Origin of the sequence: Pseudomonas sp. Irchel 3F6 (assembly GCF_900187595.1) — a bacterium.
In the GTDB taxonomy this organism is placed as follows: domain Bacteria; phylum Pseudomonadota; class Gammaproteobacteria; order Pseudomonadales; family Pseudomonadaceae; genus Aquipseudomonas; species Aquipseudomonas siliginis.
The window spans coordinates 415,657-428,156 of the sequence record NZ_FYDP01000002.1; the positions used below are offsets into that span (position 1 = coordinate 415,657).

Annotated in this window: 10 protein-coding genes; 2 read left to right on the forward strand and 8 right to left on the reverse strand. The window is 61.3% G+C overall.

Features of this window, described 5'->3' with window-relative positions; translation table 11 throughout:
• Nucleotides 1-55: 55 nt before the first annotated feature.
• The 3 genes from CKW30_RS07875 to CKW30_RS07885 all read right to left on the reverse strand — a co-directional run bounded on the left by CKW30_RS07875 (nucleotide 56) and on the right by CKW30_RS07885 (nucleotide 4,850).
• The gene (locus CKW30_RS07875; RefSeq protein ID WP_095180481.1) at nucleotides 56-865 is read right to left on the reverse strand and encodes a putative RNA methyltransferase; all 810 of its coding nucleotides are present in this window, start codon (nucleotides 863-865) and stop codon (nucleotides 56-58) included.
• Entirely contained in the window at nucleotides 865-2,016 is a 1,152-nt protein-coding gene (dapE, locus tag CKW30_RS07880) for a succinyl-diaminopimelate desuccinylase (RefSeq protein WP_041478138.1), read from the reverse strand. The genes CKW30_RS07875 and dapE overlap by 1 nt, the downstream gene beginning before the upstream one ends.
• 242 nt (nucleotides 2,017-2,258) lie before the next feature.
• Nucleotides 2,259-4,850, reverse strand: a complete 2,592-nt coding sequence (locus CKW30_RS07885; RefSeq protein ID WP_095180482.1) for a glycosyltransferase — start codon at nucleotides 4,848-4,850, stop codon at nucleotides 2,259-2,261.
• Nucleotides 4,851-5,064: 214 nt separating this feature from the next.
• On the opposite strand from CKW30_RS07885, the gene tcdA reads away from it, so the two are divergent.
• Nucleotides 5,065-5,883, forward strand: a complete 819-nt coding sequence (tcdA, locus tag CKW30_RS07890; protein WP_071174533.1) for a tRNA cyclic N6-threonylcarbamoyladenosine(37) synthase TcdA — start codon at nucleotides 5,065-5,067, stop codon at nucleotides 5,881-5,883.
• Between the two features lie 89 nt (nucleotides 5,884-5,972).
• Here tcdA and CKW30_RS07895 read toward each other — a convergent pair whose 3' ends face one another.
• From CKW30_RS07895 to CKW30_RS07910, 4 genes are all read right to left on the reverse strand, one after another.
• Nucleotides 5,973-6,377, reverse strand: coding sequence for a SufE family protein (locus tag CKW30_RS07895; protein WP_095180483.1), 405 nt, complete (start codon nucleotides 6,375-6,377; stop codon nucleotides 5,973-5,975).
• Nucleotides 6,374-7,579 (reverse strand): aminotransferase class V-fold PLP-dependent enzyme, encoded by a 1,206-nt coding sequence (locus CKW30_RS07900; RefSeq protein ID WP_095180484.1) that lies wholly within the window; start codon nucleotides 7,577-7,579, stop codon nucleotides 6,374-6,376. The genes CKW30_RS07895 and CKW30_RS07900 overlap by 4 nt, the downstream gene beginning before the upstream one ends.
• A gap of 131 nt (nucleotides 7,580-7,710) precedes the next feature.
• On the reverse strand, nucleotides 7,711-8,745 hold the full coding sequence (dapD, locus tag CKW30_RS07905) for a 2,3,4,5-tetrahydropyridine-2,6-dicarboxylate N-succinyltransferase (protein ID WP_041478134.1): 1,035 nt from the start codon (nucleotides 8,743-8,745) through the stop codon (nucleotides 7,711-7,713).
• 31 nt (nucleotides 8,746-8,776) lie between these two features.
• Nucleotides 8,777-9,139, reverse strand: coding sequence for an ArsC family reductase (locus CKW30_RS07910; RefSeq protein WP_038860603.1), 363 nt, complete (start codon nucleotides 9,137-9,139; stop codon nucleotides 8,777-8,779).
• Nucleotides 9,140-9,431: 292 nt separating this feature from the next.
• Here CKW30_RS07910 and CKW30_RS07915 point away from each other — a divergent pair, with 292 nt between their 5' ends.
• Nucleotides 9,432-11,063 carry a Na+/H+ antiporter gene (locus CKW30_RS07915; RefSeq protein WP_041478133.1) on the forward strand — a complete coding sequence of 544 codons (1,632 nt, stop codon included), beginning with the start codon at nucleotides 9,432-9,434 and terminating at the stop codon, nucleotides 11,061-11,063.
• Between the two features lie 45 nt (nucleotides 11,064-11,108).
• On the opposite strand, the gene dapC is transcribed toward CKW30_RS07915, so the two are convergent.
• The gene (dapC, locus tag CKW30_RS07920) at nucleotides 11,109-12,308 is read right to left on the reverse strand and encodes a succinyldiaminopimelate transaminase (protein WP_095180485.1); all 1,200 of its coding nucleotides are present in this window, start codon (nucleotides 12,306-12,308) and stop codon (nucleotides 11,109-11,111) included.
• Nucleotides 12,309-12,500 lie beyond the last annotated feature (192 nt).

Genomic DNA, 12,500 nt, shown 5'->3' on the forward strand with positions numbered 1-12,500 from the left:
TGAAAAATCCATTCGCGGATTTAGCCGGCCCCGGGCCTGTGCCCGAGACCAAAAGTTATTGAAGAACGAAATAATCGTAGCGCATCGACACAGTGGTCTCGAACGGCTCGGCCTGTTCGATCACCGCCGCACGACGCTCGGCACTGGCACGCCAGCCGTGAGGCGTCATCGCCAACAGGTTGGCGCGGTCCTCGGACTTGTCCAGGGTCAGCTTGAATTCCAGGGTTTCGCTGTGCGCCAGCGCCATGCCTTCCGGCACCAGGGCCAGGTGCTTGTCGTCGGTGTACTCGCGCACTTCGTCGTACAGGCGTTCGCGCAATTCCATCAGATGGCCACGGGTCGGGCCGACTTTCATCAGGCCGCCGCCGACGCTGAGCAGACGCTTGGCTTCCTCCCAATCCAACGGACTGAAGACGCTGGCGAGAAACTGGCAACTGCCTGAAGCCAATGGCACGCGGGCCATGCTGGCGATCAACCAGGTAATTGCCGGGTTGCGCTTGCAGGCGCGTTTGACCGCTTCGCGGGAGATGTCCAGCGCGTAGCCATCAGCGTTCGGCAAAGCTTCGGCGATTTGCGCGGTGTAGTAACCCTCGCCACAACCGATGTCGACCCAGCGCTCCGGCGCGTAAGTCGCCGCCAATTCAGCCAGACGCTTGGCCACCGGCGCGTAATGCCCGGCGTTGAGGAAATCACGCCGCGCCTCGACCATCGCTTGATTGTCGCCCGGGTCGCGGCTGTTCTTGTGCTGCACCGGCAACAGGTTCAGATAACCCTGACGCGCACGGTCAAACCGATGCCCGGCGGGGCAGACCACGCCGTTCTCTACCGCATTGAGCGGCTCACTGCAGATCGGGCACGCGAGCATCAGGCGAGCAACTTGATCAGGGTCTGGTAATAGATTTCCGTCAGCACGTCGAGATCGGCTGCCAGCACGCGCTCGTTGACCTGGTGGATGGTCGCGTTGACCGGGCCCAGTTCAACCACTTGCGTGCCCATGGTCGCGATGAAGCGGCCATCGGAGGTGCCGCCGCTGGTCGACGCCTTGGTTTCGCGACCGGTGATGTCCTTGATGCTCGACGACACCGCATCGAGCAGCGCGCCCGGTTCGGTGAGGAACGGCAGGCCGGACAGCGCCCAGTCGATGTGCCAGTCCAGACCATGCTTGTCGAGAATATCGGCCACACGCTTCTGCAGGCCTTCGACGGTCGATTCGGTGGAGAAACGGAAGTTGAACACCGCCACCAGATCACCCGGGATCACGTTGGTCGCGCCGGTGCCGGAATTGACGTTGGAAATCTGGAAACTGGTCGGCGGGAAGAAGTCGTTGCCGTGGTCCCAGTGCTCGGCGGCCAGCTCTGCCAGCGCCGGAGCGGCGAGATGGATCGGGTTCTTCGCCAGGTGCGGGTAGGCCACGTGACCCTGCACACCTTTGACCGTGAGCTTGGCGCCGAGGGAACCGCGACGACCGTTTTTCACCACATCGCCGACCAGGGTGGTGCTCGACGGCTCGCCAACGATGCACCAGTCCAGACGCTCGTTGCGCGCGACCAGACGTTCGACCACAGCCTTGGTGCCGTGATGCGCCGGGCCTTCTTCATCGCTGGTGATCAGGAAAGCGACTTTGCCTTTGTGGTTCGGGTAATCGGCGACAAAGCGTTCAGCGGCGACGGTCATCGATGCCAGGCTGCCTTTCATGTCTGCCGCGCCACGACCGCAAAGCATGCCATGTTCGTCGATCACGGCATTGAACGGATCGATCTGCCATGCGGTAACCGGACCGGTCGGCACCACGTCGGTGTGGCCGGCGAAGCACAGCACCGGGCCGTCGTTGTTGCCGTGAGTGGCCCAGAAGTTATCCACATCTTCGATGCGCATCGGCTCCAGGGTGAAACCGGCATCGCCCAGGCGCTGCATCATCTGCTTCTGGCAGTCGGCATCGACCGGGGTCACGGAAGGACGGCGGATCAGGTCGATGGCCAGTTGAAGGGTCGGCGATAGGTCGGCGTGGGCCGTCATGGAAAACTCCGGGATCATGGGGTGTGAGCTTGGGCTTCTAATGTGGGAGCGAGCCTGCTCGCGAAAGCGGTCTACCAGGCACCTTAAAGGTTGAATGTTACAACGCCTTCGCGAGCAGGCTCGCTCCCACAAGGGACAGGGGTGGTCAGTCAGACCAGTTATCACGCCAAGCCCCGCAAAATGGCGGTTATCTTAAAGCAAAACGGCGACCATTGGCCGCCGTTTAGTGCTGCGTTGCGGATTTAGACGACCGGTGCCGGCTCAGCCTTGGCCACAGGTTTGGGCAGCGACGACAGGAACGCCATGATCAGCGCCGCCAGGTACGGCAGCGACTGCACCAGCAGCATGGTCACCCAGAAGCGCATGTCATTGCTCGGAATGCCCTGCACCAGGAAAATCCCCAGCGCCGCGCCCCACAGCAACAGCATGATGAACAGCTCCTCGCGAGCCTCGCTGATCGCCACCCAGAAACCGTGGTTGTCAGCGTTTTTCGGCGTGCGGAAGAACGGAATGCTGCTGGTGAAGAAACCGTACAGCACCGCTTTGGCGATGGTGTGCGACAACGCCAGCCCGGCCAGTGCCGCGCAGAACGCATCTTTCAGATTCACGCCGACGGCGCGACGGTAGAGGAAGATGATCTTGCCGACCTTGAACACGAACAGCGCCAGCGGCGGGATTGCGAAAATCAGCAACGGTGGATCGACCCGTTGCGGCACGATGATCATCGCCGCCGACCACAACAGCGCGCCAACGGTGAAGAAGATGTTCATGCCATCGGCAACCCACGGCAGCCAGCCGGCGAGGAAGTGATAACGCTGACCGCGAGTCAGTTCGGTGTCCTTGCCGCGCAGCAGGCTGCGGGTGTGGCGCTTGATGATCTGGATCGCGCCATAGGCCCAGCGGAAACGCTGTTTCTTGAAGTCGATGAAGGTATCCGGCATCAGGCCCTTGCCGTAGCTGTCGTGGTAATACGCCGCCGACAGGCCTTTCTCGAACACGCGCAAACCGAGTTCGGCGTCTTCACAGATGCACCAGTCAGCCCAGCCCAATTCTTCCAGCACGGAACGGCGGGTCATGGTCATGGTGCCGTGCTGAATGATCGCGTCACGGTCGTTGCGGGTGACCATGCCGATATGGAAGAAGCCTTTGTATTCGGCGTAGCAGAGCTTTTTGAAGGTGCTTTCGTTCTGGTCGCGATAATCCTGCGGCGACTGCACCACGGCGATTTTCGGGTCGGCAAAGTGCGGCACCATGTGCTTGAGCCAGTTCGGGTGCACGCAGTAATCGGAGTCGATCACGGCAATGACTTCGGCATCCTTGGCGGTGTGCGGAATCAGATAATTCAGCGCGCCGCCCTTGAAGCCGGCCAGCGGCGAAACGTGGAAGAACTTGAAGCGCGGGCCGAGGGTTACGCAGTAGTCACGCACCGGTTCCCACACCGCCGGATCCTTGGTGTTGTTGTCGATGATCAGGACTTCGAAATCCGGATAATCGAGCGCGGCCAGGGCATCGAGGGTCTGTTTGACCATCTCTGGCGGCTCGTTGTAGCAGGGCACGTGGATCGACACTTTCGGCCGGTAGTCGGAATCGCCCAGCACCGGCAGGAATTCCCGACGGCGTTTGTGAATCCACACCGCTTCGGCCAGTTCATGGGCCTCGGTGAGCAGGACGATGAATACCCCGAGCGCACCGAGCGCGAGGAGGAATCCGACCGTGAGGCTGAACCACGTGCTGTATTGCTGGCTGTAGTCGTAACCGATGTACACCAGCACCGAACCGCAGAGGAACGCGATAAACGTCAGAAAGGTGCGACCGCGCTGGCGCAGGGCCGAGCCGTCGATCATCAGCAGGGTCAGCGACAGCAGCGCCAGCACCACCGAACCGATGGCCAGCACGCGCCATTGCGGAATCGCCACCACCGGGCCTTCGAAATTGAATTTCTGCTGGCGCGCGGCGTTGAACACGCCCCAGTAGGCGCCGACCGAACCTTCGTCGCTGGCCTTCCACGGCTGATCGAACGCTTCGATCACGAAGTAGTTGAAGCCTTGGCGATTGAGCTTGTTGACCAGTGTGCGCAGGTAAATCGCCTGATCTGCCGGCGAGGCATCGGCGCCACCGCGCATGCGACCGTTGCTCGGCCAGCCTACCTCGGACAGCAGCAGCGGTTTTTTCGGAAAGAGTTTTTTCAGATCGCGGGCGCGGTCGAAGACGAACTGGCCGGCCTTGTCCACCGGAATGAATTCCCAGTAGGGCAAGACGTGGGCGGCGATCAAATCGACATGTTTGGCCAGTTGCGGGTATTTCTCCCAGATGTGCCATTGCTCGGAAGTGGTCACCGGTACTTTGACCGCAGCGCGCACCCGATCCAGCAGAACGATCAGGGCTTCCGGGGTGATTTCTTCACGAAACAGCGCTTCGTTGCCGACCACCACGCGCACGACGCTGCGCGAGGTGTTGGCCAGTTCGATGGCTTTGGTGATTTCCCGTTCGTTGCGTTCCTGGTCCGGGCTGATCCAGATACCGAGGGTGACGCGCAGGCCGAATTCCTCCGCCAGTTTCGGGATGTCTGCCAGCGAACCGTCGACCGAATAGATACGGATGTTGTCGGTCAGCTTGCTCATGATTTCCAGGTCACGGCGCATTTCATCGTCAGACGGATACTGATCCTTCTGTGGGAATTGCCCCTGCTGGAATGGCGAATACGAGAAGCCGGAGATTTGCTGCGGCCAGTTCGGCGCCGTTACCGGGCGATTGACCAGCGCCCAGAAACCGGTGAACAAGGCAGCGATGGCCAGCACCACCACCAGGTTGAGTCCAAATTTACGCGATGACATAGCTGTTTCGGGTTCCAAAGGCTGTGGAACGAAGGATCGGTCGGATAGACGCCCGAGGGGCGCGCATCCTACACCGGCGGTTAACCAGTCGTACAACTGACGGGAAAATGCCTGACATTGGGCAGCCGTCTCTGACTTAAGTTCTTACACTTGTCGCTTGCAGCTTAAAACTTGTCGCTGCGTAGCCCTATAATGCGCGCCGGTTTTTGGGGTAATGGTCATGAGTACAGAAGATCCGCGGTTTGCAGGCATCGCCCGGTTGTATGGCATCGAGGGCCTGGAACGCTTGCGCGCCGCCCATGTGGCGATCGTCGGCGTTGGTGGCGTCGGTTCCTGGGCGGCGGAAGCCATGGCCCGTTGCGGAGTTGGCGAGATTTCGTTGTTCGACCTCGACGACGTCTGCGTCAGTAATGCCAACCGTCAGTTGCACGCCTTGGACAGCACTGTCGGCAAACCCAAGGTCGAGGTGATGGCCGAGCGCCTGCGCGGGATCAACCCCGATTGCACGGTGCACGCCGTGGCCGATTTCGTCACCCGCGACACCATGGCCGAATACATCACGCCGAACATCGACTGCGTGATCGACTGCATCGATGCGGTGAACGCCAAAGCGGCGCTGATCGCCTGGTGCAAACGCCGCAAGATCCAGATCATCACCACCGGCGGCGCGGGCGGGCAGATCGACCCGACGCTGATTCAGGTTTGCGACTTGAACCGCACCTTCAACGATCCGCTGGCCTCGAAAGTCCGTTCGACGTTGCGCCGGGACTACGGCTTCTCCCGCACCGTGACCCGTCACTACAGCGTGCCGTGTGTGTTTTCCACCGAACAGCTGCGCTACCCGAAACCGGATGGCAGCATTTGTCTGCAGAAGAGTTTTGTCGGCGACGGCGTGAAGCTCGACTGCGCCGGCGGGTTTGGCGCGGTGATGATGGTTACCGCGACATTTGGCATGGTCGCAGCGACCAAGGCTGTGGACAAGATTGTGGCGGGGGTGCGGCGCCCTTCGGACCGGGTCAAGCCTCAAGCCTGAAGGTATTAATGAGGGCCTCTTCGCGAGCAGGCTCGCTCCCACAGGGAAATGCATTTCCATTGTGGGAGCGAGCCTGCTCGCGAAGGCGATTAGCGCGCCAACTCATTCATCCGCTGGAGCACCGCATTCAAACCATTACTGCGCGAAGGCGACAACTGCCGCGACAGTCCCAACTGATTGAACCACTGCGGCAGATCCACCTGCTGCAACTCCACTGCCGACAAGCCGTTGACCCGCAACAGCAGCAACGCCACCAACCCGCGAATCATCCGCGCATCGCTGCTTGCCTTGAACTGCCAGTGCCCGTCGCGCAAATCCCCGACCAGCCACACCTGGCTCTCACAGCCATGCACCCGATTGGCCTCGCACTTTTGCGCGTCATCCAGCGCCGGCAAGCGATCGCCAAACTGCATTAGCAGCCGCGCCCGCTGTTCCCAGCCCGCCGCAGTCTGAAACGTCTGCAGCGCTTCGGCCGCTTCCACCGGCAGGCTCATCGCAACATCTCCAGCGCCTGGTCCAGCGCCTCGAAAAAGCGCTCCAGATCTTCCGAGTCGTTATACAGCGCCAGCGACACGCGAATCGCGCCAGCCAGTTCGAAGCTTTTCATCAGCGGCATGGCGCAGTGATGCCCGGCGCGCACGGCGATGCCTTGTTCGGTGAGCAGATGCGCCAGATCAGCGTTGTGCACGCCTTCGACGACAAAACTGGCCAGCGCCAGTTGCGGCTTGCCCAGCAGGCGAATGCCATTGCGGGCGGCGAGGCCGCGCAACAGATAGTCGTGCAGTGCCGCTTCATGGGCAGATACGGCGTCCTGATCCAAACCGGCCAAGTAGTCGAGGGTCGCTCCGAGGCCGATGACACTGGCGATTGGCGGTGTGCCAGCCTCGAACCCCAACGGCGCCGGGCGGAAGCGCGAATCCTGATAGCTGGCGTCCAGCACCATCTCGCCGCCGAACTGCCATGGCTGCAATTGCTCCAGCGCAGCGTTGCGTCCGAACAGCACGCCCAGTCCCTCAGGGCCGTAGAGTTTGTGGCTGGAAAACACATAGAAGTCACAACCCAGCGCCTGCACATCATGCCGGCCGTGCACCACGCCTTGCGCGCCATCGACTACCGTCAGCGCGTTCTGCTCCTTGGCCATGCCGAGCAAAGCGGTCAGCGGTTGCCAGGCACCGAGGACGTTGGACAGCTGACTGACTGCCAGCAAGCGCGTGCGCGGGCCGATCAGATGCACGGCAGCGGCGAGGTCGATCAGGCCGTCGGCATCCAGCGGCAGGATCACCAGTTTCAGGTTGCGGCGTTGCGCCAGTTGCTGCCACGGCAACAGGTTGGCGTGATGCTCCAGAGCGCTGATGACAATCTCATCGCCCGGCTCGAACAAATGTTCAAGACCGTAAGCCAGCAGATTCAAGGCACTGGTGGCGCCGTGCGTGAAAATTATCTGCCCGCTGTCACCGGCATTCAGCCACTGGCCAACCTTGCGCCGGCTGTCTTCGAACGCTTGTGTCGCGTGAGCACCGGGCAGGTGTTGCGCACGATGCACATTGGCCGCGCCGTTGGCGTAGTAATGCGTCAGTGCGTCGAGCAGGGCCTGGGGTTTTTGCGTGGTGGCGGCGTTGTCCAGATAGGTCTGGTCTTGCCGTTGCAGCGCGGCGATGGCCGGGAAATCGGCGCGCCACGGGGAGGGGATCATCATGGGTTCAGCCCTGTGAAATTGGGCGGGGTGTACGCCAAACCTTGTGGGAGCGAGCCTGCTCGCGACAGCGTCCTTGAGGACGCCAGAAGCTTCGCGAGCAGGCTCGCTCCCACAGGAGGTCGATGTGCTGCTTAGTTGTGAGCGTGCAGCGCTTCGTTCAGTTCGATCGCCGATTTGTGGGTCTTGCATTCCACAGCACCGGTTTCCGAATTACGACGGAACAGCAGATCAGTCTGACCAGCCAGCTCGCGCGCCTTCACAACCTTGACCAGATTGTTGTTTTCGTCGAGCAGCGCAACCTTGGTGCCAGCGGTCACGTACAGGCCCGACTCCACAGTGTTGCGGTCGCCCAACGGAATACCGATACCGGCGTTGGCGCCGATCAGGCAGCCTTCACCGACCTTGATCACGATGTTGCCGCCGCCCGACAGGGTACCCATGGTCGAGCAACCGCCGCCCAGGTCCGAACCCTTGCCGACGAATACGCCAGCGGAAACGCGGCCTTCGATCATGCCCGGGCCTTCGGTGCCGGCGTTGAAGTTGATGAAACCCTCGTGCATGACGGTGGTGCCTTCGCCGACGTAGGCGCCCAGACGCAGACGTGCGGCATCAGCGATACGCACGCCGGCCGGTACCACGTAGTCGGTCATCTTCGGGAACTTGTCCACGGAGAACACTTCCAGCAGTTCGCCGCGCAGACGCGCTTCGAGTTGCATTTCCGCCAGTTCGCTCAGGTCGATCGCGCCCTGGCTGGTCCACGCCACGTTCGGCAGCAGCGGGAAGATACCGGCCAGGCTCACGCCGTGCGGCTTGACCAGACGGTGCGATAGCAGATGCAGTTTGAGGTAGGCCTCGGGCGTGGAGGTCAGTTGCGCGTCTTCGGCCAGCAGCGTGGCAACCAACGGCTTGTGGCTTTCAGCCAGGCGAGTCAGAAGCTTGCCTTGCACGGCGTCGATGCCTTTGACGGCTTCAGCCAGTTGCGCAGCCTGGGCGGTGGTGAAGGTGATGGCCTGGTTGCCTTCGGTGTAACCGAGGATCGGCGCAACAGCCGCGACCAGTTCGGCCGAAGGATTGAGCAGTGGCTGGGCGTAGAACACTTCCAGCCATGCGCCTTGACGGTTCTGGGTGCCGACACCAAAGGCAATGCTGAACAGGGAATTGGACATGTGAATACCTCTACAAAGAGTGACGGGCTGCTTACTTCAGAGCGGCCGCGTAGATATCTGGCTTGAAGCCAATCAGGGTTCGGTCACCGAGATCGAGCACCGGGCGCTTGATCATCGAGGGTTGTGCGAGCATCAGTTCGATGGCTTTCGCTTGGTCGAGATCGGCTTTGCGTTCGTCGTCGAGTTTGCGAAAGGTCGTGCCGGCGCGGTTCAGCACGGTTTGCCAGCCGTGCTCGTCGCACCATTGGGTCAGGTGCTCACGGTCAATGCCGGCGGTCTTGTAATCGTGAAAGTCATAACTGACAGCGTGTTCATCGAGCCAGGTGCGCGCCTTTTTCATGGTGTCGCAGGCTTTGATGCCGAAAAGGTGCAACGTTTTACTTGAAACGGCCAAGGAATCGCCCCCTTTACAGGTGCTGGAAAAAAATGGTGACGGATTATGCCATGACCGGACGGTTTCGTCGGCCACGGTTGTCGTAACGCTGTAAAACCTGTGGGAGCGAGCCTGCTCGCAAAGAGGCCACATCAATCAATATCTCTGTGTGCTGAACGACCGCTTTCGCGAGCAGGCTCGCTCCCACAAGGGGGTCGCGTTCCGGTCGTGCGACATAGGTGCAACGGTCAGCCACAGCCTAAGGCGCTAATATGGCAGTTCAACGCTGTCGATCGCCTGAGATTTTCGTTTTATGCAAACTGCTTACACCGTCCTGATCCTGCTGATGCTGGTCAGCGTCTCGCGCCTGGTCGGGCGGGTTATCCCGCTGCCATTGCCGCTGGTGCAAATCGCCGCCGGTGCCTTGCTCGCCTGGCCGACCCTGGGGCTGCACGTCGCCCTCGACCCGGAATTGTTCCTGTTTCTGTTCCTGCCGCCGCTGCTGTTTTCCGATGGCTGGCGCATGCCCAAACGCGCCTTCTGGCAATTGCGTGGACCGATCCTGACCCTGGCCGTCGGCCTTGTTCTGTTCACCGTGGTCGGTGCCGGCTATTTCATTCATTGGCTGTTGCCGACGATTCCGCTGCCGGTGGCCTTCGCCCTTGCAGCGGTTTTGTCACCGACGGACGCCGTAGCGGTTTCAGCGATTTCGCAGAACCGTCTCCCCACGCCGCTGATGCACATCCTTCAGGGCGAGGCGCTGATGAATGACGCCTCAGGCCTGGTGACCTTCAAGTTCGCCCTCGCTGCAGCGGTCACGGGCGTGTTTTCGCTGACCAATGCCAGTCTGACCTTCGTCGCGGTGGCGCTCGGTGGCCTGGCTGTGGGTGTAGCGTTGAGCTGGCTGGTCGGACGCCTGCGCGCGTGGATGATCGCCCGTGGCTGGGACGATCCGGCCACGCATGTGGTGTTCATGTTGCTGCTGCCATTCGCCGCTTATGTACTGGCCGAACGTTTGGGCGCTTCAGGGATTCTCTCGGCGGTGGCAGCGGGGATGATGCAGAGCTGGCTCGACCTGCTGCCGCGCCAGACCAGCACGCGATTGCTTAATCGCAGCGTTTGGGCGCTGCTCGAATTTGCGTTCAATGGCTTGATCTTCCTGCTGCTTGGCCTGCAATTGCCAGACATCATCAAGGCCGTGGTCAGCCATGAGCCGACGCTGTGGCCGACGTTGTTCTATCGCTGCCTCGATGTATTGGCGATTTTCGTCGCGCTGGTGCTGCTGCGGTTCATCTGGGTGCAGAGCATCTGGCGCTTGTCGGTGTTGCTGCGCCGACTGCGCGGCAAGGGCGAGCTGACGCAAGTGCCGACGGCGCGTTCATGCTGGTTGCTGACGGTGGGCGGTGTGCGCGGGGCGGTGACGCTGGCAGGCGTGATGTCGGTGCCGATGCTGATCGGCGCCGAGGCTTTTCCTGAACGCGACTTACTGATCTTCATTGCAGCCGGGGTGATTCTGCTGTCGCTGGTCTCGGCCTGTATCGCGCTGCCCTTGCTGCTGCGCGGCATCGACAAAAGTCCCGACGACAAGCGTCGTCAGGAAGTGCGCGACGCCTGGCGCAAGACGGCCGAAGCGGCGATTCATTCGCTGGAAACCGAAGAAGTCGTCCCACAGGATGCCGCTCAAGCAGCGCTGGCAGCGGAGCTCAAGGCGCGGATCATGTCCGAATATCGCCATCAACTTGATGTGTTCAACGATTCCGCCGAAGCCCAGGCGCTGGCGTTTCAGATGGATCTGCTTGAGCGTCGCCTGCGTTTGAAAGCGCTGCGCGCGCAGCGTCTTGAGCTTTACAGCCTGAGCCGTCAGCACCAGATCGGTGATGACGTGTTGCGAGAAGTGCTCGGCGAACTGGATTTGAGCGAGGCCAATCTGGGCCAGGTCAAATAGCCGGTTGAGCGCTTGCAGCAGGGGACTGCCGCAAGCGCTCCGTGATCACTTCTGGCGGGTGATGAAGTCACGAATCCGTTCGGCGGCTTCGACGCATTCTGCCAGTGGCGCAACCAGTGCCATACGCACACGGCCGGCGCCAGGATTGACGCCATCGACATCGCGAGACAGATACGAGCCCGGCACCACGGTCACGTGTTCCTGTTCGAACAGATCGCGGCAGAACGCCGCATCATCGCCCTGCACATTCGGCCACAGATAGAAGCTGCCGTCCGGGCGCTGTACGTCCAGCACCGGGCTGAGGATGTTCAGCACCGCATCGAACTTCTCGCGATACAGCGCACGGTTGGCGCGCACATGCACTTCGTCATTCCACGCGGCAACGCTGGCCAGTTGGGTTTGCACTGGCATCGCACAGCCGTGGTAAGTGCGATAGAGCAGGAAACCCTTGAGGATGTCGGCATCGCCGGCAACGAAGCCTGAACGCAGGCCTGGCAGGTTGGAGCGCTTGGACAGGCTGTGAAAGACCACGCAGCGCTTGAAGTCATTCCGGCCGAGTTCGACGCAAGCACTCAGCAGGCCCGGCGGCGGCGTCTGTTCGTCGAAGTACAGTTCGCTGTAGCACTCGTCGGCGGCAATCACGAAGTCGTATTGATCAGCCAGGGCGATCAGCTTCTTCAGGGTCTCAACCGGAATCAGCGCGCCGGTCGGGTTGCCCGGCGAGCACAGGAACAGGATCTGGCAGCGCTGCCAGATGTCTGACGAAACGGCGTCGAAGTCCGGGTTGAAGCCGTTTTCATCCAGGCATGGCAGGTAATGCGGCTTGGCCCCGGCGAGGAACGCCGCGCCTTCGTAGATCTGATAGAACGGGTTGGGGCTGACCACCAGCGCATCGTCACCACGATTGACCACGGTCTGGGTGAAGGCGAACAGCGCTTCACGGGTGCCGTTGACCGGCAGCACATTTCGCGCCGGATCGATCCAGCCGTTCGGCACGCCAAAACGACGCTCGCACCAGCCGGCGATGGCTTCGCGCAGGGCCGGAATGCCGAGGGTAGTCGGGTACACCGCCATCTGATCCAGATTGTTCGCCAGCGCTTCGGCGACAAAACTCGGCGAACGGTGTTTCGGCTCGCCGATCGACAGGGCGATCGGGCGTTTGTCCGGGTTCGGCGTAACGCTGCCGAGCAGGGCGCGGAGCTTTTCGAACGGGTACGGCTGGAGCTGGTTCAGAGCGTTGTTCATTGGGGCCTCTTTTAAATGCTCAAGAGCTTTCTGTGGCGAGGGGCTTTATCCCCGTTGGGCTGCGCAGCGGCCCCAAAACCATCACTGCGGTTCAACTGAATGTCCGCATACACAGGTTTTACGACTGCTTCGCAGCCGAACGGGGATAAATCCCCTCGCCACAGGGGATTGTATGTACCGGAGGAAAGCATG